The following is a 23,697-nucleotide window of genomic DNA, read 5'->3' as shown; positions in this document are numbered from 1 at the left end:
CGCTCTCTCAGCTCCCGAAATCTATAACATGCAACAGCTGCTGTTCATATTCGAGAGATTTGCCCGTGCCGAGGGCGACACAGTTCAGCGTCTCGTCGGCAACGGAGATGGCGAGGCCCGTCTGCTCCCGCAGGGCGAGGTCGAGGTCGCCGAGGAGGGCGCCGCCGCCGGTAAGCATGACGCCGCGGTCGACGATGTCGGCGGCGAGATCGGGGGGCGTGGATTCGAGCGCCGTCATCACGGCCTCGCAGATCTGCTGCACCGGCTCGGCGAGGGCTTCGGCGACCTGCGCCTGGGTGACCTCGGTTTCCTTGGGCACGCCGTTCAGCAGGTCGCGGCCGCGGATCTCCATCACCTGGCCGCGGCCGTCGTCGGGCATGCGGGCGGTGCCGATGGAGGTCTTGATCCGCTCGGCCGTGGTGTCGCCGACCAGGAGGTTATGCTGGCGGCGGAGGTAGGAAATAATTGCCTCGTCCATGCGGTCGCCGCCGACGCGAACGGAGCGTGCGTAGACGATATCACCCAGCGAGAGGACGGCGACCTCGGTGGTGCCGCCGCCGATGTCGACGACCATGTTGCCTGTGGGGTCGGTGATCGGCATGCCGGCACCGATGGCGGCGGCGATGGGTTCGGCCAGCAGGCCGACCTTCTTGGCGCCAGCTTGGCGGACGCTGTCGCGTATGGCGCGTTTTTCCACCGGGGTGGCGCCGTAGGGGACGCAGACGATGACCTTGGGCTTGGCCCAGTTGCCGGCCTTGTGGACCTTGCGGATGAAGTGCTTGATCATCTCCTCGGCGACGCCGAAGTCGGCGATCACGCCATCGCGCATCGGGCGGATTGCCTCGATGGAGCCGGGGGTGCGGCCAAGCATTAGCTTGGCGTCTTCGCCGACCGCCAGCACCTCCTTCTTGCCGTCTTTCGTCTTGTAGGCGACGACCGATGGCTCGTTCAGGATGATGCCCTTGCCCTTGACGTAGACGAGGGTGTTGGCTGTCCCGAGGTCGATTGCCATATCCGCTGAAATGAAGCTTCTAAGTGCTCCGAACATACTCTGTCGCCCTTGTGCCTGCTTGTTTGTCTGGGATTATTGGCCCATCACTGCCATTGAGCGTTCATATCCCGCCCCAAATGGGCCGTAAAGGGGTGCACGCAGGCTGAATCAGGGTTGAAGTTGCGTAATCGCGTGTCAATTTGAGATGAATGGATTGCAGCCTGCGAAAACGCGGAAAATCAGCGGCGATCTGCCGATGGGAATCGAGGAGCAGTGGTGAAATGAGCAATGGGGTGTCAGGTTCAAATGGCGAATTCGCGGCCGAAAGGGGCCGTCCCTTCATCATCGCCGCGACCATACGGACCGGCTCCTACAACCTCGTGAGCCTGCTGAACTCGGCCCCGGATCTGGTGTGCTACGGGGAGATCTACAAGGGCAAGTCGGTTGAGTTGCCGCCCGAGGTATTGGCGGATGTCGGACTGAAACGGGGGGAAGTCGAGGCGAGGGACGCGCGCGGCGAGGAACTGTTGAATACATTGGCGGACCGGAACAAACCCGCTGCGACAGGGTTCAAGCTGTTTCCGCGGCATCTCGACGGTCGGAAATTCCTGCGTAAGGCGCTGTTCTCCGGCCGATACCGAGTGGTGCTGTTGCAGCGGGCGCTGCTGGAAGTCTGCGTGTCGCATGTGGCTGCACAGATGACGGGGCAGTATGTGCGTCGGGAAGGTCAGCCACTGCGGGAGCAGAAGGTGGAGATCCTGCCGAAACATGTGCAGGACGCGATCGGCTTCACGAACCGCCACCGGCGGATATGCCGAGAGTTGCGCAAGGACGAAGGTATCGAAACCTTCGACATAGACTACCGGGAGACATTGCAGGCGGAGCCGCTGAACAGGCTGCTGGCGTTTCTGGGATCGGAGGCGAAGGCAGAGGAACTGTCCAGCCAGATGTTGCCGCAATCTGCCAGCACGCTGGCGGAGCGGGTGTCGAACTGGGAGGCACTGGCCGTCCACCTGCGGGCTATTGAGCGGACCGATCTTCTGGAAGATGCGGGATACGACGCCAACGGCGTACCCCGCACCTGAGACTTTGACTTAGCCGACACATCATGCCTGCACGTGCGTCAGGAGGGAATTCTGACCTGTGAGCTGGAGGCCCGTGCGGCCGATCGTAAGCGTCAGTTACGCATTGCGGCGGGGGGGCAGCCGGGGCGGAGACGGGCCATGGAGAGCGTATCAACATAGCGACCCGCGCGTAATCCACGCGCACGTGCGACGCCTTCGCCGTCAAAGCCGAACCGCTCGTAGAGTGCTACAGCGCGAGTATTATCGACGAAGACGTCAAGTTCGAGCCGATGGATGCCTAGCCAATTGTCGGCACTGTCGAGTCCGGCGCCCATGAGTGCAGAGCCAACGCCCTGACCAATGTGATCGTCATGCACGGACAGGCCGAGCCCGGCGCAATGGCCGCGCCGCCCTTTGTATCTGTCCAGCGTCAGGAAGCCGACAACCCCGCCGCATTTCTCCACAACGAGGTAGAGCTCCGGGCGATAACCGGTGAGCCGTTCGGCGCGTTCGGCGACCGATCTGAAGGGAAATTGCATGGTGCCCGAAAGCGTTCCGGGCAAATTCAGGATGGCGGTGATGGCGTCTATGTCCTCCGGCTCAAAGGCGCGGATCGAGACGGTGCGCTCGGTCATGTGGATGGATCCCTTGAAGAGCGGGCCGGGCTTTGCCAAGGGCAGGCGCCCGGCCGGACCAGATCAACCTGCCGACGCCTCCATCGCATTCTCGACCTCACGCGTGCGGCGGACGACGAGTTTGTTGAGTGCGTTGACATAGGCCTTTGCGGAGGCGACGACGGTGTCCGTTTCCGACGCCTGGCCAGTGACGATGCGGCCTTTCTCTTCCATCCGGACAGAAACTGTGGCTTGCGCGTCCGTGCCCTCGGTAACGGCATGAACCTGATAGAGTTGCAGTTCCGCCTCGTGCGGGAAAAGCTTGTTGATGGCGTTGAAGGTCGCGTCGACAGGTCCGTCGCCCTGGCTGGTGATCTGGTGGTCGGTGCCGTCGATCGTCAGTGTCAGATCGGCGCTCTGCGGTGCTTCGGTTCCGCAGATCACGCGCAGGAACTTGACGCGAATATGATCGTGGCCAGCGCTGGTGGTGCTATCGGCCATCATGGCGAGCAGATCTTCGTCGTAGATTTCCTTCTTGCGATCGGCCAGCGCCTTGAAGCGGACGAAGACGTCATTGAGCTGGTTGTCTCCCAACTGGAAGCCCAGTGCCTCCAGCTTGGAGCGGAGGGCGGCGCGGCCGGAATGCTTGCCCATGACGAGGTTGGATTCTGTCAGGCCAACATCTTCCGGCGACATGATCTCGAACGTGCCTGCGTGTTTCAGCATGCCGTCCTGATGGATGCCGGACTCGTGGGCGAAGGCGTTCTTGCCGACGATGGCTTTGTTGTACTGCACGGCGAAGCCGGAGACGGACGCGACGCGGCGGGAGATGGCCATGATCTTGCGAGTATCGACGCCGGTGTCATAGGGCATGATGTCGTGACGGACCTTCATGGCCATCACGACTTCCTCGAGCGCAGTGTTGCCCGCGCGCTCACCGAGACCGTTGATCGTGCATTCGATCTGACGCGCGCCCGCCTCGACTGCCGCGAGGGAGTTGGCGGTCGCCATGCCGAGATCGTTGTGACAATGGGTAGCGATGACGATTTCGTCCATGCCGGGCACACGTTCCAGCAACATACGGATGATGTCGGCGCTTTCGCGCGGCGCGGTGTAGCCGACGGTATCGGGAATGTTAATTGTGGTCGCCCCAGCCTTGATGGCGATTTCGCACACGCGGGCGAGGTAATCATCCTCGGTCCGGGTGGCGTCCATCGGCGACCACTGCACGTTGTCGCAGAGGTTGCGGGCGTGTGAGACGGTGGCGTGGATCTTTTCGGCCATCGCCTCCTTGTCGAGCTTCACCTGAAATTCGCGGTGAAGCGGGGAGGTGCCGATGAATGTGTGAATGCGCGGGCGTTTGGCGTGTTTCACCGCATCCCAGCAGCGGTCAATATCGGCTATGTTGGCGCGGGAGAGGCCGCAAATGACAGCGTTTTGCGTCTGGGCTGAAATCTTGCTTACGGCCTCGAAATCGCCTTCGGACGCGATTGGAAAGCCGGCTTCGATGATGTCGACGCCCATCTCGTCGAGGAGTGTGGCGATCTCCAGCTTTTCCTTGAGGGTCATGGTTGCGCCGGGGCTCTGCTCGCCGTCACGCAAGGTGGTGTCGAATATCTGGACTCGGTTGGTCATGGGTATGTCCTGTCAGCTTTGGTTGGGCGGTGCGGACGTGCTCCCCTGAGCGCGCGCACCGTGTCCCGGCACGCTCAGGGGCGTGTAAGGAGACCGGTTAGACGTAGGGTGCTGGCGCTGAACATGGGGCTTGTTATAGGGCCGCTGCGGGGAGGGGCCAAGAAAAAAGCCGCGAAACTTGCGAAAAAACCTTGCCATGAAACCAAATGGTATCTAATTAAAGAGTACCAAAAGGTTTCATGAAGGGAAAATGACGGTATGAACATGGCAGGCGAGGGTGCGTTTCGCGCCCTGGCAGACCCGACGCGAAGGGCGATTCTGGCGCTGTTGGCGGAGGAGGACATGACGATCGGGCGGGTTGCAGAGAACTTTGCGATGACCCGCCCGGCGGTGAAGAAGCACCTGAAGGTGCTGGAAGAAGGAGACCTGATCCGCGTGGAAGTGCGCGGTCGGGAGCGGGTGAACCGCTTTCGACCCGAGGGATTGCGCGCGGTAAAGGGCTGGCTGACGGACCTGGATCGCTACTGGGATGTCCGGCTGGCACGGTTGAAAGCAGAAGTGGAAAAGGAGATGGAGCATGGACGCGATGGTTGAGACGAAGACACTGGAAATGGTGAAGACTGTCTTCATCAAGGCGCCGGTGGAGGTGGTATGGGATTTTCTGACCCGGAAGGAAAATCTCGACAAATGGTGGAACAGGGTGAAGGCCGATCTTGCCGCCGGCTCGGACTACACGCTGCTGAGGGAAGACGGCTCCGCCGTCGTCTGGGGCAACGTTGTGCGGTGGGAGCCGCCGCGCCTGATGGAGACGACCTTCGAAGTGGGCGCATTGGACGGCGCCGTGACGCGGGTACTCTGGGAATTGGTGGCAACCGAGGAGGGCACACGGCTGACGGTGACGCATTCGGATATTCCCGACGGCGCCGGTTCGCTGTTTCCGCCGTTGGATGCAGGGTGGGACCAGCATCTGGGCGACCTCCGCAAGCTGGGAGCAGATACCGCGCACTGCACGGAAGAGGCCTGATCCGACCCCGACGGCGGCACCGCTCGCCGTCGGGTACTGGCCATGAGCGGCGGGGGCGCTAGTTCCGCTGATCATGAAGGTAAATTCAGACAAGCGGGTGCTGGTGATCGGGGCGTCGGGCGGGATTGGCCGGGCATTGTGCGCGGCGCTGGAGGCCGGCGAACTGGTGCGGCTGAGCCGTTCCCGCGACGGGCTCGATGTGACAGACGAGGACAGCGTCGCGCGAGCGGCGGCGGGAGTTGCCGGAGCGTTTGACCTGATCTTCGATGCGACCGGGGCGCTGGAGATCGATGGGCAGGGGCCGGAAAAGGCGCTGTCGGATATCAACCCGGCGGCGATGGCGGCGCAGTTTGCACTCAACGCCATCGGGCCGGCGCTGTTGCTGAAACACTTTGCTCCACTCTTGCGGCAGGAAGGCCCGGCGATTTTCGCGTCACTTTCGGCGCGGGTGGGTTCCATCGGCGATAACCGGATCGGCGGCTGGTATGGATACCGGGCGGCAAAGGCGGCGCAGAACCAGATCCTGCACACAGCGGCAGTCGAACTGCGGCGCCGGAACCGGCAAGCCGTGGTGGTGGCCTTGCATCCCGGCACGGTGGCGACAGATCTGACACGCAAGTACCTCGGACGACACCGTTCAGTAGCGCCGGAGGAGGCGGCAGGGAACCTGCTGCGGGTACTGGCGGGGCTGGGACCGGAACATTCGGGCGGGTTCTACGATTGGGCCGGCAAGGAGATCGCGTGGTGAAGCGGCTGGTTCTGGTGCTGGGCGACCAGTTGACGATGGATCTGTCGGCGCTGCGTGAGGCCGACAGGAGCCGCGATGCGGTGGTCATGGCGGAGGTGCATGACGAGGCCAGTTATGCCTGGCACCACAAGAAGAAGATTGCGTTCATCTTCAGTGCGATGCGGCACTTCGCCGAGGCGTTGAGGGATGATGGCTGGGAGGTGCTCTACAGCCGTTACGACGATGCGGAGACGGGTCGGTCGATTTGCGCGGAGCTGATGCGGCGCACACGGGAGACCGGTGCGGAGGAAGTGCTGGCAACCCGGTGCGGAGAGTGGCGGCTGCGGGAGGCGTTGGAAAATTGCCCTGTGAAAATTCGGGTGCTGCCTGACGACCGGTTCATCGCCAGCGCGGAGGAATTTGCTGGTTGGGCCGAAGGACGCAAGCAGTTGCGGATGGAATATTTCTACCGCGAGATGCGTCGCAAGACTGGCCTGCTGATGGAAGACGGTGAGCCGGAAGGCGGCGAATGGAACTACGACAAGGAAAACCGCAAGCCGGCGGAACCTGACCTGTTCATGCCAAAGCCGATGCGGCACGCGCATGATGACATTACCGAAGAGGTGCTGGCGCTGGTCAGGCGGGAATTTGCGGAAAATCCGGGAGATCTGAATGATTTCTGGTTTGCTGTGGACCGACGCGGGGCGCGGCGTGCTGCAAGCAAATTCATGAAAGAGGCGTTGCCGCGGTTTGGCGACTATCAGGACGCGATGCTGACAGGCGAAGACTTTCTGTATCACTCGGTGCTGTCAGTCTACCTGAATGCCGGCCTTCTGGACCCGTTGGAATTGTGCGCGCAGGCGGCGGCGGCTTACGCAGCGGGGGATGCGCCGCTAAACGCTGTGGAAGGGTACATTCGCCAGATCCTCGGCTGGCGGGAATTCGTGCGTGGCGTCTATGACCTCAAGGGGCCGGAGTATGGTGAGGGCAACTTCCTGGGGGCAGAACGCGACCTGCCGGACTTCTACTGGACGGGTGAGACGGAAATGGCCTGTCTGCGCGAGGCCATCGGCCAGACACTGCGGGAAGGCTATGCCCATCATATTCAACGGCTGATGGTGACAGGTACTTTTGCGCTGTTGGCGGGTGTGCGCCCGCAGGCTGTGCATGAGTGGTATCTTGCGATCTATGCCGACGCCTATGAGTGGGTCGAATTGCCCAATACGTTCGGCATGAGCCAGTTCGCCGATGGCGGGGTCGTCGGCTCCAAGCCTTACGCGGCTTCCGGTGTCTATATCGACCGGATGTCCGATCACTGTGCTGGCTGCAAATATGACGTGAAGCAGAAGACTGGCGAGGGGGCCTGCCCGTTCAATCCGCTGTACTGGGATTTCCTGATCCGCAACCGCGCGAAACTGGAAGACAACCCGCGCATGGGGCAGATGTATAGGACCTGGGAGCGGATGGACGAAGACCGGCAGGAAGCCTCACTGGACAGCGCGCGCGCGGTGCTGGCCGGACTGTGAGGGCGCGACGCTTGCTTGCGCGCGCCCTCCTGTGCGTCAGAGGAAGATATCGTCCGTCAACGTGCCGGCGGCGACGCCTTCCAATGTCAGGGTGATCTGTACGTCATTACCGGGATCGAGGGTTCGACTCTCCTGCGTGAAGCGCAGGACGGCGTTGCCGTTCTGGTTCGTGAGGCTGTCGAGATCCCCGAGGCCGGAGATGCCGCGAATGTCGAGCCTGTCCATGCCGGTGTTGAAATCGGATATCCGTACTGTGGCGTCGTTGCCGAATTCGTTGAAATTGAACCGGTCGGCACCCCAGCCACCGGCAATGCCGGTGAGACTGGTGCTGTTGGTGAAGAAGTTGAAGGTATCCGCGCCGCCGCCGCCAAGGATGGCATCCGCGCCCGCGAAGACGAAGAAATTGTCGTTGCCGCCGTTGCCCTGGACGGTGGCATTGGTTTGATTCTGGTTGCCGCCGCGAGTGCCGATGTTGACCCTGTCCGCGCCGTCACCGCCGAAGACGCGATGATCCTGCCCGCGCACATTGATCAGATCTGCGCCGGAGCCGGCATAGACGGTGTTGCCGGTGCCGCGAAGCTGGGCGACATCGTCACCCGCGCCGAGATTGAGTGTGCTGCCGCTGTAGCTGCCGTGGACGGAAATCGTATCATCGCCATCACCGCCGAAGGCACGCCCGCGCCAGAGGAAGATGTCGTCGTTACCGCCGCCGCCGCGCACCTCCGCACCGGTGCCCATGGCCTCGATAACGTCATTGCCGTTGCCGCCATGGATGACGGCCCTTGCGCCGGTCGAACTGATGTCATCGGCCCCGTTGCCGCCGCCAATCGTCACATCGGCGCCGGTGCTTGCGATGGTATCGTTGTGCGCACCGCCGTTGATGGTGCTGTTGTTGCCATTGCTGGTGATGAAGTCGTTGCCGTTGCCGCCGGAAATGGTGCCATTGGCGGACTCGTTGAGGATCGTGTCGGCGCCATTGCCGCCCTGAACGGTATTGCGACCGCCGCCGCCGATCATGTTGTCGTCACCGTCGCCGCCGCGCAGGGTATCATTGCCGTTGCCGCCGCGGATCGTGTCGTTGCCGCCCTTGCCGTTGATCGTGTCGTTGCCGGCGCCGCCGCGCAGGATGTCGCGGACATTCCCGCCGGTGACCGTCGAGGAAACGTCATCGGTGATGATCGTGTTTCGGTAGTTGCGTGAGCCGATGTAAATCTCGAACTCGGCGATGGTGCCGCCCCAGCCGCCCTCCATCCGGGTGATGCCATTGCGGGCGTCCAGCAGAATGTTAACCTGCATCTGGGAGCAATCGACGGTGTCGATGCCGGTGCCGCCGAAGATTTCGCTGATGTCGGCGAAGCCGACTACCGTGTCATCTCCGGCCTGAAGCAGGACGCCCTTGGCGTTGTCGTTGGTGATCACGACATCATCGGCGTCGGAAAGCACGACCCATTCGAAATTGCGGAAGATGTCGGTCTCACCGTTGCGGATGATGCGGTTGGTCTGGAAGTTCATGTAGACCGACTGGGTGTAGCCGTAATAGTTCAGTTCATCGAAGCCGGCGCCCCCGTCGAGTATGTCTTCACCGCCGCCGAAATCCACCGGTTCGCCCGGTGTGAGTTCGGGGATGTCGCCGAACATGTCGATGAGGCCGCCACCCCAGTTCCATGCACCTTCAAACACGAAGTCATTTCCGTCGCCGGCGTTGATGTAATCGTTGCCTTCGAGGCCGGTGAGGCGATCGACGACGGAAGGATCGTCGGTGCCGTAGATCGAATCGTCGCCGCGGGTGGGGAGGGGGGGCATGGGGGCTGCTCCGATGTTTGCTGCTCTTGTGGAATTGTCGGGACGAGACAGCAGATTTTCGTTGCGTTCAAGCTAACCACCAAAATGCCCCCTGATTTCGGCGGAAATCGGACGACGGCGGATTTTGGCCGAATGGAGGATGGCAAGAACGAAAACAGCCGGATCGAGCGACCCGGCTGTTTCTGCAATTAATAGATGATCGGGAATCAGTTGCTTTCGCTGGACCGATCTTCCGCTTCGGCGGCTTCGGCCTCTTCCTTGGAAGCCTGTTCGCCGCGCGCCCAGTAGCCATCGTACTCGTCGCCGGAGGCGTAGATCATCTTGCCGAGACCCTGACGCTGGCCCTTGGTGAAGAAACCGGTGTAGCGGTCGCCGTTGGGATAGGTGGCAACACCTTCACCGTCGATCTCGCCGGCCTTCCAGCCGCCTTCGTACTTGAAGCCGTCGGCCATGGTGATGACGCCCGTGCCTTCGCGCTGGCCCTGCGCGAAGCTGCCCTCGTAGACGGTGCCGTCGGCGTAGGTGGCGGTGCCGTCGCCGTCGCGCAGGCCTTCCTGCCATTGGCCGGAGTAGGTGAAGCCATCCTGATAGGTCATCGTGCCGAAGCCGTGGTTCTGGGCGTTCTTGAATTCGCCTTCGTAGACAAGGCCGTTCTCGTACCGGGCGATGCCCTTGCCCTCGATGACGCCATCGACCCAGCCGCCCTCATAGGAGGAGCCGTCGGCATAGGTGATCTTGCCTTCGCCGTGTGCCACGTCGTTCTTGAACTGACCTTCGTAGGTGGAGCCGTCCGGATAGTTGACGACGCCGGTTCCCTCGATGCGGCCCTCGACCCATTCGCCCTCGTAGCGATAGCCGTCCGTGCCGGTGAAGACGCCGGTACCATGACGCTGGTCGGCGATGAACGCGCCTTCGTAGACGTCACCGGAGGCATAGGTGGCAACACCCTCGCCCTCACGCTGACCGTTGACGAGCGTACCTTCGTACTTGTCGCCGTTCGCCTGGATGAGGGTGCCGGTGCCGTTGATCTGGCCACCTGACCATTCGCCGGTGTAGGTGAGACCGTCTGGCATCGTCAGCGTTCCCGTGCCGGCGCGGACGCCCTGGGCAATTCCACCCTCGTAGATAGCGCCATCGGGATAGGTGATCTTGCCTTCGCCGTCCTTGACACCGTTGATCCAGGAGCCGGTGTAGACGTAGCCATTGGGCGAGGTCATCGTGCCGGTGCCGTGGTGCACCGCGTTCTCGAACTCACCTTCGTATTTCACGCCGTTGGCATAGACAGCGATACCCTTGCCGCCAATCTTGCCTTCGAGCCATTCGCCTTCATATGTGCCGCCATCTGCGAATACGATCTTGCCCTGACCTTCGGGACGTCCGTTGACGAATTCGCCGGTGTAGACGGAACCGTTGGGGAACTTCGCGACGCCGTTGCCTTCAATGCGGCCGTCGACCCAGTCGCCTTCGTACTCGTAGCCGTTCGGCAGAGTGTACTTGCCCGTGCCGTGCTGCTTCCCGTCCTTGAATTCACCGGTGTAGACGCCGCCGGTATCATATTGCTTGGTCTGGATTTCACCTTCCTGTGCGGAGGCGGCAACGGTGCTCGCGAGGGTTGCACCCAAAACAAACGATATTTTTTTCATGTTCAACACAGCGTTTCCTAGTTCCACCTATGGTGACAGGCCAGACAGCGGCTCGGCACCCCATTTACGAAAGATACGCGATCTCACTCATCCAACCCTTTGGCCGCAGAGACTATTGGCAACCAAATTTCATGACAATGTCTTTTATATCCAAATGTGGCCAGTGAATGGCAACAGGGCAACCCTTGTGCGGCAGTCGCGCCCTTGCCCGCCCCGATCCATCGTTTATACCGCATTCAGGCAGAAAAGGGGAGTGCTGCATGTCTAACAGCTTGAAAGTTACGCTTGCGCAGCTCAACCCGGTGGTGGGCGATCTGGCGGGAAATTCCGACAAGGCGTTTGCGGCATGGGAAGCGGGCAGGGATGCGGGCTCCGATCTGGTAGCACTGCCGGAGATGTTCATCACCGGTTACCAGATCCAGGATCTGGTGAAGAAACCTGCATTCGCCCACGATGCCCATGCTGCCGTCGAGAAGCTGGCGGCGCGGCTGGGGGACGGGCCGGCACTGCTGATCGGCGGGCCGGTATGGGACGACGACAGGCACTATAATGCCTACTTCCTGCTGCGCGATGGCGCGGCGGAGATCGTGGCGCGAAAACACGAATTGCCGAATGATGCGGTTTTCGACGAAAAGCGCCTTTATACGAGCGCGGAAATTTCCGGGCCATTCCAGATCAATGGTATCCGCATCGGCACGCCGATCTGCGAAGACGCTTGGCACGTGGATGTAGCCGAGACGATGGTGGAAAGCGGGGCGGAGTTCCTGCTGGTGCCCAACGGATCGCCCTATCATCGCGACAAGCTGGATTTGCGGATGGGTCACATGGTGGCGCGGGTGGTCGAGAACGACGTGCCGCTGATCTATCTCAACATGGTCGGCGGGCAGGATGACCAGATCTTCGATGGTGCATCTTTCGTGCTGAATCCGGGCGGTGAACTGGCCGTGATGTTGCCGCCCTTCGACGAGTGCATCGAACATATAGTGATGGAACGAAACGCGGACGGTTGGGGCTGCCGACGGGGCACGAGGGCACCACAGCCCGACGCGTATGAGCAGGATTACCGCGCGATGGTCGAGAGCTTGCGCGACTATCTCGGCAAATCCGGCTTTTCCAAGGTACTGCTCGGACTTTCCGGCGGAATTGATTCGGCGCTCGTGGCGACGATCGCTGTCGATGCGCTGGGGCCTGAGAACGTGCGATGTGTAATGCTGCCCTCGGAGTACACCAGCGACGGATCGCTGGATGACGCCGAGGCCGTGGCGTCGGCGCTCGGCTGTCGGTTGGACACGGTGCCGATAAAGGCCGGACGGGCCGCGATTTTGGAGACGCTTGCACCGTTGTTCGAAGGTACGGACCCCGGTGTGACCGAGGAAAACATCCAGAGCCGGTTGCGCGGGCTGTTCCTGATGGCGATTTCCAACAAGTTTGGCGAGATGCTGCTGACCACCGGCAATAAATCCGAGGTCGCGGTGGGTTATGCCACGATCTATGGCGACATGGCCGGCGGGTACAATCCGATCAAGGACCTTTACAAGACGCGGGTCTTCGAAACATGCCGCTGGCGCAACGCCAACCACCGAAGCTGGATGGCCGGACCAGAGGGCGAGGTGATTCCCGTGACGGTGATCGAGAAGCCACCCTCGGCGGAACTGCGCCCGGACCAGAAGGACGAGGATAGCCTGCCGCCCTATGAGGTATTGGACGTGATCCTTGAAATGCTGATCGAAGAAGACGCCAGTGTTGCCGAGATTGTCGCCGCCGGGTTTGAACGCGAGACGGTGAAGCAGGTGGAGCACCTGTTGTACATTTCCGAGTACAAGCGCTTCCAGGCGGCACCGGGGCCGCGACTGACGGAGAAGGCATTCTGGTTGGACCGACGCTATCCGATCGTCAATCGGTGGCGCGACAACGGCTGACGAAAGCCGGCGGCGGGCGCCGGGGATGTACCCGACGCCCTGCGTTATCAGAGCATCATCTGGTAGCTGGAAGGCACGTAGCGGAAGCCGTCATCCCGTTCCGCGACGAAGCCGAGGGCCGGGAACGGCATGTGGTAGCCAATGAACGGCACGCGGTCTGCGGCAAGCATGCCCAGCACCTTGCGCCGGGATTCGGCGGCCTGTGCCTTGTCCATGTCAAAGCGGACTTCCCAATCCGGGTAGGCCAACGACCAGACGTAGTGATTGGCTAGATCAGCGGCGAGCAGCAACTGTTCGCCGTCGCTCTCGATCATGTAGGTCGTGTGGCCCGGTGTGTGTCCCGGCGCCAGCATGGCGGTAATGCCGGAGGTAACGCTGCCGCCATCCTCCAGGAAGGTGAACCTGTCGGCGAGCGGGGCGACCTTGGCGTCGAACCCCTCGTTGCCTGCAGTCTTCCAGTGATCGAATTCCCGCGCAGCCGTTACGTAGGCGGCGTTTGCGAATGTTGGCCCGGCATCCGAGGCAATGCCCCCGATATGGTCGCCGTGCATGTGCGTCAGGACAACGGTGTCGACCTGATCGGCGCTGTAGCCTGCAGCTTCCAGCGGCCCGGTGATGCTTTCCGGTGAGAGGCCGGTATCGAAGAGGATCAGTTCCGACCCGGTGTTGACGAGGGTGGGGGTAAAGAAAAACTGCGTCTTGTCTGCCGGAATGAAATTGGCCTCGGAGACCTCGGCAAATTCTTCTTCCGACACGTTCATTCCGAATGTTCCCTGCGGATCCTCGACCGTGCGATTGCCGGCCAGCAGGGCGGTGACTTCCATTGTGCCGAGGGTGAAGCGGTTGAAGCTTGGCGGCTGGGCGCCCTTCATTTCGGCCTCCGCCCTGACGGTGCGGCCGGACAGGCCGGTGAGCAGTGGCGCGGCAGCGCCGGCCATGAGTGCGTTTCTGCGGGACAATTTCATGGTCGTATCCTCCTGTTGACGGTGGCCGGAAGGATAACCCGCGGTGGCGGCATTTCCACTGACAGGGGCGTGATCGGTACACACGGGATCATATTCGCGCTGAAATATACGGTAACGAATAGTCAACCGTGCCGTGTATTTGTGCCAGTTAAGCCATAATCCGGTGCAAATCTTCACAGAATGTAATCTTGTAAACAGTTATCTTGACGGTTGTAGAGTACTGTAAAGATCAGGCCCGATCTTGCCGGAGAAGGGCCGCCGGAATGCTCCAGACAAGGTGTTTCGGACTGTTTACCGAGTTAGGGGCGGAACCCCGGCAACTGCCTCGCGTTATGTAACGGCCGGAGGAATGGCTATGAGTGACGTAAGAGACGAGCAGAAAACAAACGAGGCATCGGATGCACCGTCGCGGTTTACCGCACAGGAGCGTTCGGATTATCGGGTAGCCCTGAAGCGACTGGCGATGGCGGAACTGCCGTCGCATCCCGCGACGGTGGGCTCGCTCGAGGAAAACGGATTGCTGTTCTGATTTTCTGAGCAGCGCCGACCGGTGGACAAAGCCGGAATGCTGTGGAAGGGAAAGAGGGCATCTACGGAGCCCCTCATGACCACCACACGTTTCGCCCCTTCGCCCACGGGATACCTGCATGTCGGCAATCTGCGCACGGCCTTGTTCAATTGGCTGATTGCGCGCAAGGCCGGTGGCACGTTTATTCTGCGAATTGACGATACGGATGCCGCACGATCCGAAGAACATTATGTCGATGCAATCCGCGAAGACCTCGAATGGCTGGGACTGACGTGGGACCGGGTGGAACGGCAGTCGGCGCGCCTTGGCGCCTACGAGGCGGCAGCGGAAAAACTCCGGAGCGACGGAAGGCTATATGAGGCCTTCGAGACGCCGACCGAGCTCGACCTCAAACGCAAGAAACAACTCAACATGGGGCGTCCGCCGGTTTACGACCGTTCGGCGCTGACGCTTTCCGACGCGGATAAGGAACAACTGCGCGAATCGCGGGACGGCCACTGGCGGTTCCTGCTGGAGCGCGAGCGGATTGCCTGGAACGACGGAATTCTCGGCCCGCAGAGTATCGACGCGGCATCCGTCTCCGACCCCGTTCTGATCCGGGGCGACGGGCAAATGCTTTATACTCTGGCGTCGGTAGTCGACGATGTTGAAATGGGCGTGACGGACGTTGTCCGCGGCTCCGATCATGTGACGAACACAGCAACGCAGATCCAGATCATCGCAGCGCTGGGCGGCTCTGCACCCGTCTTTGCGCATCATTCACTGCTGACAGGCCCGCAGGGGGAAGCACTTTCCAAGCGCTTGGGGACGCTGGCGCTCCGTGATCTGAGAGATCAGGGCATCGCGCCCATGGCCGTTCTGTCACTGATGGCGCGGCTGGGATCCTCTCAGCCTGTGGAGTTGCGCGAGCATATCGGTGAGGTGATTGACGGTTTCGACCTGTCTCACTTTGGTGCCGCCCCCACCAAGTTCGACGTAGAGGACTTGCGGCCTTTGACGGCACGAATTCTGCATGGACGGAGCTATGGCGATGTCGCTGGAGAACTGGAGGCAATCGGCGTGCCAGAGACGTTGGCGGAGGCGTTCTGGCTGGCAATTCGGGAAAACATAGAGCGTATGGCGGATGCCGCCGAGTGGTGGGCTCTCTGCCGAGACGGCGCAGAGCCGATTGTCGAGGCTGAGGACGAAGAGTTTGTTGCCAAAGCCCTTGCCGCCCTGCCGCCCCGCCCATGGGATGAGGGGACGTGGGGAGCATGGACATCTGGCCTGAAGGACAGCACCGGGCGGAAGGGACGTGCCTTGTTCATGCCGCTTCGCAAGGCGCTGACCGGCCGGGCGCATGGACCGGACATGAGTGCGTTGATGCCGTTGTTGCAGGTTGTGAAAGCGCCGGAGTAGGCGCGGGCGGTGGCGGCGATGCTGCCGGGACGTGGGCAACAGGGCGCCGTGATACTGACTTTACCAATTTTCGTTAGCGCGGTGTGGCGAAGACCTGAACGGCGTAGGTTGCGCCATCGCCGCTCGCCGTGCCGACACCCAATTCGGTGAGGCGTGCGTTCAGAATGTTTCTGCGGTGGCCGGCCGATGCCATCCAGCTTTGCATGAAGAGCACGGACAGAGCGCTGTCCTCGCGGCCTCTTTGGTAGGCGATGTTCTCGGCTGCGGCGGAGAATGCATAGCCGGCACCGGCAAGACGACTGGAGAGCGTGGTATTGCCGAGAGTGTGAGAGAGTTGCCCCCCGTGCAGGAGCCTTTGCGCGTAGCCATCGGCCAAGCCTGCCAGCGTGGCGGAGGCGATGAATGGGCGCAGACCGGCAGTGGCCCGTGCCCGATTGGTGGCGTTAAAAATTGCGTCGGCCAGAGTCGCGGACCACGCCTCACAGGGACCAGCGCCGCGCCTAATGATAATAAAAAGGCGCGGCGCAGCAACAGGTTAGACCGGTTGTTTGGTTTTGCGCAGATACGGAAGAACTTTTTCAAACCCGCCGAACTTCTCCTGCGCTTCCTCGTCGGACACTGCACCGGTGACAATGACGTCGTCACCCTGTTTCCAGTTTGCCGGAGTGGCGACCTTGTGAGTGGCAGTCATCTGGATGCTGTCGATTGCCCGCAGGATTTCATCGAAATTGCGCCCGGTCGTCATCGGGTAAGTAAGCGACAATTTCACTTTCTTGTCCGGACCGACGACGAAGACCGAACGGACCGTCTGGTTGTCCGCGGGGGTGCGGACTGACGGATCGCCGGAGGCTTCGGCGGGCAGCATGTCGTAGAGCTTGGCCACCTTCATGTCCGGGTCGCCGATCATGGGGTAATCGACTGAATTGCCTGAGTATTTCTGGATATCCGCCTTCCACTTCAGATGGTCTTCCACGGGATCAACGGAGATGCCGAGGATCTTGGTATTTCGCTTGGCGAACTCCTGCTCCATTCCGGCCATGACACCCAGTTCTGTTGTGCAGACGGGGGTGAAGTCTTTCGGGTGGGAGAAGAGGACGGCGTAGCCGTCGCCTACCCAATCATGGAAGGAAATCTCTCCGTCCGTGGTGTCGGCGGTAAAATCGGGGGCCGTGTCGTTGATGCGAAGTGCCATGTCTTCCTCCTGAGTTTCGGCTTGAACTGGAACATGATCATTGCCCGGCGCTTGTGCAAGATGCTTTGACCGCAGACCCGTGTTACGCTGGCTGCATGCCGGGGCGGGTGTTTATCGATGTACCGTTTCACGTGCCGGGACTGGCCGGAGGAAGCGGCGTGGAAACGGCGCGAAAGGATGCTGCGCCGGGCGAAGAGTTTCTATTACTTTCAGATAGTTCGCCAGAACTATTGCAGCCGATGCGCTGGGGTATGGTTATGAGTGGGCGGCGAAATGCCCGGGGGCGGCCGGTGATGGAAACAATCGTCAATGCCCGGTCGGAGACCGTGTTCGAGAAATCTGCCTTCGAGGGTGTCCGGCGGGCGGTGTTGCCGGTTTCGGGGTGGTACGAGTGGACGGGCAAGACCCGGCGGAAACAGCGCTGGCGGATGAGTGTGCCGGGGCAAACCCTACTGATTGCGGCAATTTTCGACGTTTGGCATGGGCCCGGTGGTGTGGAGGTGGCGCAGTTCGCGACGCTGACGGTGGCGCCGAACACGGAGGTGGAAAAAATCCACCATCGGATGCCGGCGCTGTTGTCGCCCGGTGAGGCGCGAGGCTGGCTTACGGGGATGGCGGGGCCGGAGGTATTGCGACCGGCGGCTGTGGGATTGCTGACAATAGAGGCCGTCGAAGAGCCATGAGACCAGTATGGATTTGGTATGGTTTTGGTATGGGTTCGGTACGGCAACCGGTTCTTTACCAGACGCGCTGAAACTGGGCTTTTTGGGGCAAGTCATGGCGATGGATCGCAAGCGCGGCAAGACGGAAGAACGGGCGCATTCGGAATTGCTGATCGAACTGGCACAGATGGAAATCTGGATGCAGCAGTTCCGGCTGAAGGAGGCCTTCATTCCCGAGGACTGGGGGGAGTTGGAGGAGACCGCACCGGTGGCGCCGGCGAAGACCAAGATCACCATCGCGCTGGACAGCCGGGTGGTGCGCTGGTTCCGGGCGATGGGGCGTGGCTATCAGGGGAGGATCAACGCGGTGTTGCGGAGCTACATGCTGGCGCTGATCTCACGCGAGGTGGAGAGCCGGACGGAACGCGACTGGAAGGGCGACCCGATCTGAGAGGCGCGGCGTTGTCCGCCGCGCCGGAATGCGCAGGAGCCGGTTGGCCCGTGATCAATCAGCCAGCGCGATGTTGCCGGCGGACTGGCGGCCATCCCGGCCGGATTCCAGATCGTAGGTTACTTTCTGGTTGTCGGCGAGCCCGGTCAGACCCGCGCGTTCGACAGCGGAAATGTGGACGAAAACGTCCTTGCCGCCCTCATCGGGTGCGATGAAGCCGAACCCCTTGGTTGAATTGAACCATTTCACCGTGCCTGTGGCCATTGGTGATCTCCCTTAGTGGTGCCGCCCGCATTGTGCGGCGGCCTGGCATCTGTCAGCTGATCGAGACTGAGGCCGGTTAGGGAGACAGTGGGTCGATAGTATAACGTAGCATGGGGATTGTGCAGCCTCTGCGGGAAAAAATCAACATTGTGTTGATGGGTCCGGGCACGGCATGCGCGCTCCGCGCAAAATGGGCGGAGTCGGAGGTTTGGTGGGCGGAAAAGTGCCGGGGCGGGTGCCCCGGCGCTCCGAAATCAATCTGCGAGTGCGAGATTGCTTGCCGATTCGCGGCCGTCACGGCCGGATTCGAGGTCGAAAGTGACCTTCTGGTTGTCATCGAGGCCGGACAGACCAGCACGCTCGACAGCGGAGATGTGGACGAAAACGTCCTTGCCGCCATTGTCGGGCTGGATGAAGCCGAAGCCTTTAGTTGCGTTGAACCATTTCACGGTGCCATTGGCCATCGTGTTTACTCCTGTGTGGTGCTGCCCGCAGGGTGCGGCAGCCGTGGCGTCAGTCAGCAGGATCGAGACTGGGGCCATTTTCAGGAGAACAGTTTGTCGATGTAGATAACGTAAGCCCGCGCCTTGTGGGCCATTTGTGGCAGAATAGCAAGGAAAATCGGAATGTGGGGGAGCTGCCGGCCACCGGGCGCTGCTTCGGTGGCCGGGATGATCAGAATACGTCGAGCAGGTAGAGGATGATAATGATCGGGATCGGAATACCGATGGCCCACGCGAGAATGCCCTTCATTGGTGCCTCCATGTTGCGATGTGGAAGAAGAACGCCGCAAGTGGGGGAAGGTTCCGCGCTCGCGCGGGTAGTGCCGTTTCACGCCGGAGTGATTGGCCGTGGCTACGCGGCTGTGTAGGATCGGGGCATGATGTGGAGGTTTGCAATAGTCCTGTTGCTGGCGGGCTGCGGGGAGGTCGTTGTGGGGCCCTCGCCTGATCCGCAGCGCGATGCGCCCGAGGTGGCGCGGTCGGCCCGTGCGGCGGAGGCATCTTTTCGCCGGGCAGCGGGTCGGATCGAGCCGGTGGCCGAGCAGGTGTGCCGCACCCGCAACCCCGATTTCGGGGTGCGGGGCTGCGACTACCGCTTCCAGATGAGCACCGATCCGCGGCTGGGGCAGAATGCCTTCCAGACGATCGGCGAGGACGGGCGGCCACAGGTCGTGTTCACGCTGAGCCTGTTGCAGGTGATGCGTAATGACGACGAGGTGGCCTTCGTGCTGGCCCACGAGGCGGCGCATCAGGTGCGGCGCCATGTGCTGCGCGCCTCGGCGCAGCAGCGGCTGGGGGCGACACTGCTGGGCACGCTGGCGGCGGCTTCGGGGACTGCAAGCGACGAGTCGGTGCGGGCGGCGGCGGGCTTCGGTGCGTTTCTCGGGCGGCGGGCCTATTCCAAACAGTTCGAATTCGAAGCGGATGCCTTGGCGGTGCGTATCGCCCGCGCGGCGGGCTACGATCCGATCCGGGGCGCGGCACCCTTTGCTCGGTTCGAGACCGGCTCCAACGCCTTTCTTGCCACGCACCCGCCCTCGGCGGACCGGCTGGCGCGGATCGAGGCGGTGGCGGGAAGGTAGGATTCACCAGAGTTGCGGTGTCGGGGCGCGATTCCAGCGCTCGAGCGTGGGTTTGGCGGCAGGAAATGGGGATGCTGTTTGATGACGCGAGAATGACTTTTTTTGGTGTGGCTAGATTGAGCGCTTCACACAAAGCCATTTGAAACGGAGGGCCAGCGCCGGACCGTGGGGTGGCGCTTCAAACTTCGACGCCATGCGCTTTATGCCTGCCCAATGTCTTTGACCTTCGATATCCGACCCCAGGTCAGCCAAAGCGCCAGCCCGCCGGGACGGGCCGGCGCTGGCCCGGCGGCGCTAAAGCGCCTTGTTCCGGGCCGGGAGCTTGCTTCTGCCGTTGGAATGGGGCTGGTTTGATACAATCGTTGCTACAGGCGCACGACCGCGCCGGCCCACCCAGAATTTCAGGTTTGGCCGAGGCTCTCTTTCAGAGTGCCAGTCTCGTCTTCCGACCCTGCGATAACTTGCCGGGCAATCCCGTCCGGCAGTCAGGATCGCTTCTTTCTCGAGTTCGAGCCACCGCAGCCGAGCAGAATTGGCTACAATCCTACCTCGCGAATTTCTTGTACTTGATCCGCTTCGGCTCCACGGCATCAGGCCCGAGACGCCTGATCTTGTCGGCCTCGTAGTCCTCGAAGTTGCCTTCGAACCATTCCACGTGGGCCTCGCCCTCAAAGGCGAGGATGTGGGTGCAGAGGCGGTCGAGGAAGAAGCGGTCGTGGCTGATGATGACGGCGCAGCCGGCGAAGTCGGCGATGGCATCTTCGAGGGCGCGGAGTGTTTCGACGTCGAGGTCGTTGGTGGGTTCGTCGAGGAGCAGGACGTTGCCGCCGGCGCGCAGGAGCTTGGCCATGTGGACGCGGTTGCGTTCGCCGCCTGACAGGAGGTTGACCTTCTTCTGCTGGTCGCCGCCCTTGAAGTTAAAGGCGGAGACGTAGGCGCGCGAGTTCACCTCCGCGTCGCCGAGTTTGATGATGTCGAGCCCGTCGGAAATTTCTTCCCACACGTTCTTCTTGTCGTCGAGCGCGTCGCGGGATTGGTCGACGTAGGAGAGTTGCACCGTATCGCCGAACTCGATGGTGCCGCCGTCGGGCTGTTCCTGGCCGGTAAGCATGCGGAAGAGCGTCGATTTGCCGGCGCCGTTGGGGCCGATGACGCCGACGATGCCGCCGGGGGGCAGGGAAAAGGAGAGGCCGTCGATCAGGAGTTTGTCGCCGAACCCCTTTTGCAGGTTCTCGACCTCGATGACCTTGCCGCCGAGACGGGGGCCGTTGGGGATGACGATCTGGGCGCGGCCGACTTTCTCACGCTCCGACTGGTTGGCGAGATCGTTGTAGGCGTTGATACGGGCCTTCTGCTTGGCCTGTCGGGCCTTGGCGCCTTGCCGGATCCACTCCAGCTCGCGTTCCAGCGTTTTCTGGCGGGTCTTGTCCTCGCGGGCCTCCTGCTCCAGCCGTTTGGCCTTCTGTTCCAGCCAGGCGGAGTAATTGCCCTCATAAGGGATGCCGCGGCCGCGATCCAGTTCGAGGATCCAGCCCGTGATGTCGTCGAGGAAGTATCGGTCGTGGGTGACGATGAGGATCGTGCCCTTGTACTCGATGAGGTGCTTTTGCAGCCAGGCGATGGTCTCGGCGTCGAGGTGGTTGGTCGGCTCGTCGAGCAGCAGCATTTCGGGCGCTTCGAGCAGAAGCTTGCAGAGGGCGACGCGGCGGCGCTCCCCGCCCGAGAGGGTGGAGACGTCGGCGTCATCCGGTGGGCAACGCAGCGCTTCCAGTGCGATGTCGATCTGGCTGTCGAGATCCCAGAGGTTCTGGGCGTCGATCTGGTCCTGCAACTCGGTCATCCGGTCCATCAGATCCGGATCCTCTGCGATCTGCATGGCCACTTCGTTGAATTCGTCGAGCAGGGCTTTCTTGGCGGCGACGCCTTCCATGACGTTCTCGCGGACGGTCTTGCTCTCGTCGAGTTTCGGCTCCTGCGGGAGGTAGCCGACGCGTGCGCCTTCTGCGGCCCAGGCCTCGCCGGTGAAGTCCTTGTCCTGTCCGGCCATGATGCGCATGAGGGTGGACTTGCCGGCGCCGTTGACGCCGACTACGCCGATCTTCACGCCCGGCAGGAAGTTCAGGCGGATGTTCTCAAAGCACTTCTTGCCGCCGGGGTAGGTCTTGGAAACACCGTCCATGAAGTAGACGTACTGGTAGGCCGCCATGTGGGCACCTTTCATTCGGGGTCGCTGGTTGGGACGTGATTTAGCGGGTTGTTTCCGGCTCTGCAACGTGGGTCGCACGGGCGGGGATGGTGATCTCGAACACGGAGCCGCGCCGCCCGGCGTCATGGACGGAGATGTTGCCGCCGAGATTGGCGAGGATGCGACGGGTAGCGGAGAGGCCGATGCCGCCGAGTTCTTCCTGCCCGGGCCGGTCCGAGTGCGGGCGGGCCAACATGCGGGCCTTGATGCCGTCTGGTATGCCGGGGCCGTCATCCTCCACCTCGATCAGGTGGTAGCCGTTTACCTGGTGGTGCCGCACCCGCACCGTGGGGCTGCCGCCGCCATGATGTTTCACTGCGTTGTCGATGAGGTTGCGCAGGACGATTTCCAACTCGATTCTGCGGGCGGGGATGCGAGCCAGCGGCGTGTCGACGATCAGGGATCCCTGCGCCGGCATGTGGAGCGCACCGATCTCGCGCACGATCTCTTCCAGATCCAGATCCTCGATCGGGTCGGCCGTGCCCTTGCCCTGGGTGAAATAGAGTGTTTCCTGGACAAGGTGTTCCATACGTCGGGCACGGGACGCGATATCCTCCAGAAATTCGGGAATCTCACCGGTGTCGACGCTCAGTTCTGCAAGATCTTCGCGCGCGAAATCCGCAAGAGAGGTTATCTGGCGGAGCGGCGTGCGCAGATCATGCGCGGCGATGCCGGTAAAGAGTTCCAGTTGCTGCTTGCGGGTATCGAGGACGGATATCTGGCGGCCTACCTCCCTGCGGTACAATGCAAACAGAAGGAACGCGGTGACAGCCGAGGCAAAGACTGTCAGCGTGAACAGCGTGTTGATACCCCGGTGCACGACAGTCAACTGCTGTGCCAGCGCCTGGCCGATCTGTGCGTGAACGTCAGAGATCTCGTCCAGTGCAGCTGAATCGCTGATCCGGACAAGCTGGTCGATTTCCCGTGCGGTCATGCCCTGTTCGTGGAGGGCACGGACCTGAGGGATGACGTCTGAATATTCGGCGATCACGGCACGTTGTGCGTCCGTCGAAATCGACACGCCGAAGTCGGCTGCGATCTGCTCCACCTCCGTCAGGATCAGGCGGGCCTCGCGGATGCCGTTGAGGGCGCCGGTGCGGTAATTGTCTTCCGTTGGGCGGAGGACATAGTTCTTGAAATCATGGATCATGCCGCCATAGCCGATGGCGTGCTCCAGAGCCGCAATCCGTGAGGGCAGAGAAATTCCTGCGGCCTCGATACGGGTCTGGGCTGAATGAAGTCGGGCGTAGGTGGACCCACCGATCGCGAACAGCGCGACAAGCGCCAGCAAGATCAGCACTATGGAAGTCCGGCTGTGAGGTAGGCTCTCCAAGGCTCTCTCGCCTCCCGCATTGTACGGATCTACGCCTGTTTCTTATCTAAGAATACGGGTCGTTAAGACAAGGTTTAAATTCTTCGCCTGACTCAGGGTGTTGCGAAAGTAAACGTTTGGCGATTTC

At 61.7% G+C, this 23,697-nt stretch carries 23 protein-coding genes; 11 read left to right on the top strand and 12 right to left on the bottom strand.

The window, feature by feature from the left end; all coding sequences use genetic code 11:
* Window positions 1-7 precede the first annotated feature (7 nt).
* Complete coding sequence (locus GO499_RS09995) at window positions 8-1,048, bottom strand: rod shape-determining protein (protein WP_161862057.1); 1,041 nt, start codon at window positions 1,046-1,048, stop codon at window positions 8-10.
* Between the two features lie 224 nt (window positions 1,049-1,272).
* On the opposite strand from GO499_RS09995, the gene GO499_RS09990 reads away from it, so the two are divergent.
* Complete coding sequence (locus GO499_RS09990) at window positions 1,273-2,076, top strand: hypothetical protein (protein WP_161862056.1); 804 nt, start codon at window positions 1,273-1,275, stop codon at window positions 2,074-2,076.
* Between the two features lie 92 nt (window positions 2,077-2,168).
* Here the strand turns inward: GO499_RS09990 and GO499_RS09985 are convergent, their stop codons facing one another.
* Together GO499_RS09985 and GO499_RS09980 are read right to left on the bottom strand one after the other, a co-directional pair.
* Window positions 2,169-2,690, bottom strand: coding sequence for a GNAT family N-acetyltransferase (locus GO499_RS09985; RefSeq protein WP_161862055.1), 522 nt, complete (start codon window positions 2,688-2,690; stop codon window positions 2,169-2,171).
* A gap of 63 nt (window positions 2,691-2,753) precedes the next feature.
* On the bottom strand, window positions 2,754-4,304 hold the full coding sequence (locus tag GO499_RS09980) for a 2-isopropylmalate synthase (RefSeq protein ID WP_161862054.1): 1,551 nt from the start codon (window positions 4,302-4,304) through the stop codon (window positions 2,754-2,756).
* A gap of 258 nt (window positions 4,305-4,562) precedes the next feature.
* Between GO499_RS09980 and GO499_RS09975 the strand changes: the two genes are divergently transcribed.
* From GO499_RS09975 to GO499_RS09960, 4 genes are all read left to right on the top strand, one after another.
* A complete protein-coding gene (locus GO499_RS09975; RefSeq protein WP_161862053.1) occupies window positions 4,563-4,898 on the top strand; it encodes an ArsR/SmtB family transcription factor in 336 nt (111 codons plus the stop codon).
* Window positions 4,882-5,328, top strand: a complete 447-nt coding sequence (locus GO499_RS09970) for an SRPBCC family protein (protein WP_161862052.1) — start codon at window positions 4,882-4,884, stop codon at window positions 5,326-5,328. Before GO499_RS09975 ends, GO499_RS09970 begins: the two co-directional genes overlap by 17 nt.
* A gap of 73 nt (window positions 5,329-5,401) precedes the next feature.
* Window positions 5,402-6,076: an SDR family NAD(P)-dependent oxidoreductase gene (locus GO499_RS09965; RefSeq protein WP_161862051.1), complete on the top strand. Its 675-nt coding sequence runs from the start codon at window positions 5,402-5,404 to the stop codon at window positions 6,074-6,076.
* Window positions 6,070-7,581, top strand: coding sequence for a cryptochrome/photolyase family protein (locus tag GO499_RS09960; RefSeq protein ID WP_161862050.1), 1,512 nt, complete (start codon window positions 6,070-6,072; stop codon window positions 7,579-7,581). Before GO499_RS09965 ends, GO499_RS09960 begins: the two co-directional genes overlap by 7 nt.
* Window positions 7,582-7,617: 36 nt before the next feature.
* On the opposite strand, the gene GO499_RS09955 is transcribed toward GO499_RS09960, so the two are convergent.
* Both GO499_RS09955 and GO499_RS09950 read right to left on the bottom strand, forming a co-directional pair.
* Window positions 7,618-9,384, bottom strand: coding sequence for a calcium-binding protein (locus GO499_RS09955; protein WP_161862049.1), 1,767 nt, complete (start codon window positions 9,382-9,384; stop codon window positions 7,618-7,620).
* 206 nt (window positions 9,385-9,590) lie between these two features.
* Entirely contained in the window at window positions 9,591-11,027 is a 1,437-nt protein-coding gene (locus GO499_RS09950; protein ID WP_161863911.1) for an MORN repeat-containing protein, read from the bottom strand.
* Between the two features lie 260 nt (window positions 11,028-11,287).
* Here GO499_RS09950 and GO499_RS09945 point away from each other — a divergent pair, with 260 nt between their 5' ends.
* Window positions 11,288-12,946 (top strand): NAD+ synthase, encoded by a 1,659-nt coding sequence (locus GO499_RS09945; RefSeq protein ID WP_161862048.1) that lies wholly within the window; start codon window positions 11,288-11,290, stop codon window positions 12,944-12,946.
* Between the two features lie 47 nt (window positions 12,947-12,993).
* Here the strand turns inward: GO499_RS09945 and GO499_RS09940 are convergent, their stop codons facing one another.
* Window positions 12,994-13,911: an MBL fold metallo-hydrolase gene (locus GO499_RS09940; protein ID WP_161862047.1), complete on the bottom strand. Its 918-nt coding sequence runs from the start codon at window positions 13,909-13,911 to the stop codon at window positions 12,994-12,996.
* A gap of 355 nt (window positions 13,912-14,266) precedes the next feature.
* On the opposite strand from GO499_RS09940, the gene GO499_RS09935 reads away from it, so the two are divergent.
* Together GO499_RS09935 and gltX are read left to right on the top strand one after the other, a co-directional pair.
* Window positions 14,267-14,440, top strand: a complete 174-nt coding sequence (locus GO499_RS09935) for a hypothetical protein (protein WP_161862046.1) — start codon at window positions 14,267-14,269, stop codon at window positions 14,438-14,440.
* A 75-nt stretch (window positions 14,441-14,515) separates the two neighbouring features.
* Window positions 14,516-15,838 (top strand): glutamate--tRNA ligase, encoded by a 1,323-nt coding sequence (gltX, locus tag GO499_RS09930; protein ID WP_161862045.1) that lies wholly within the window; start codon window positions 14,516-14,518, stop codon window positions 15,836-15,838.
* Window positions 15,839-15,911: 73 nt separating this feature from the next.
* Here the strand turns inward: gltX and GO499_RS09925 are convergent, their stop codons facing one another.
* A complete protein-coding gene (locus tag GO499_RS09925; RefSeq protein ID WP_284154987.1) occupies window positions 15,912-16,238 on the bottom strand; it encodes a CAP domain-containing protein in 327 nt (108 codons plus the stop codon).
* Between the two features lie 135 nt (window positions 16,239-16,373).
* On the bottom strand, window positions 16,374-17,030 hold the full coding sequence (locus GO499_RS09920) for a peroxiredoxin (RefSeq protein WP_161862044.1): 657 nt from the start codon (window positions 17,028-17,030) through the stop codon (window positions 16,374-16,376).
* A 158-nt stretch (window positions 17,031-17,188) separates the two neighbouring features.
* Here GO499_RS09920 and GO499_RS09915 point away from each other — a divergent pair, with 158 nt between their 5' ends.
* A complete protein-coding gene (locus GO499_RS09915) occupies window positions 17,189-17,713 on the top strand; it encodes an SOS response-associated peptidase (protein WP_284154966.1) in 525 nt (174 codons plus the stop codon).
* Between the two features lie 7 nt (window positions 17,714-17,720).
* Window positions 17,721-18,143 (top strand): BrnA antitoxin family protein, encoded by a 423-nt coding sequence (locus tag GO499_RS09910; RefSeq protein ID WP_161862043.1) that lies wholly within the window; start codon window positions 17,721-17,723, stop codon window positions 18,141-18,143.
* A gap of 54 nt (window positions 18,144-18,197) precedes the next feature.
* On the opposite strand, the gene GO499_RS09905 is transcribed toward GO499_RS09910, so the two are convergent.
* Window positions 18,198-18,407: a cold-shock protein gene (locus GO499_RS09905; RefSeq protein ID WP_161862042.1), complete on the bottom strand. Its 210-nt coding sequence runs from the start codon at window positions 18,405-18,407 to the stop codon at window positions 18,198-18,200.
* A gap of 254 nt (window positions 18,408-18,661) precedes the next feature.
* Complete coding sequence (locus GO499_RS09900) at window positions 18,662-18,871, bottom strand: cold-shock protein (RefSeq protein WP_161862041.1); 210 nt, start codon at window positions 18,869-18,871, stop codon at window positions 18,662-18,664.
* A 416-nt stretch (window positions 18,872-19,287) separates the two neighbouring features.
* Between GO499_RS09900 and GO499_RS09895 the strand changes: the two genes are divergently transcribed.
* A complete protein-coding gene (locus GO499_RS09895) occupies window positions 19,288-19,992 on the top strand; it encodes a M48 family metalloprotease (RefSeq protein WP_161862040.1) in 705 nt (234 codons plus the stop codon).
* A gap of 544 nt (window positions 19,993-20,536) precedes the next feature.
* Here GO499_RS09895 and ettA read toward each other — a convergent pair.
* Window positions 20,537-22,198 (bottom strand): energy-dependent translational throttle protein EttA, encoded by a 1,662-nt coding sequence (ettA, locus tag GO499_RS09890; RefSeq protein ID WP_161863908.1) that lies wholly within the window; start codon window positions 22,196-22,198, stop codon window positions 20,537-20,539.
* Between the two features lie 40 nt (window positions 22,199-22,238).
* Entirely contained in the window at window positions 22,239-23,537 is a 1,299-nt protein-coding gene (locus tag GO499_RS09885) for a sensor histidine kinase (protein WP_161862039.1), read from the bottom strand.
* Window positions 23,538-23,697: the final 160 nt, after the last annotated feature.

Origin of the sequence: Algicella marina (assembly GCF_009931615.1) — a bacterium.
In the GTDB taxonomy this organism is placed as follows: domain Bacteria; phylum Pseudomonadota; class Alphaproteobacteria; order Rhodobacterales; family Rhodobacteraceae; genus Algicella; species Algicella marina.
The sequence above is the reverse complement of the archived record's forward strand: the minus strand, read 5'-3'. Positions and strand labels throughout refer to the sequence as shown.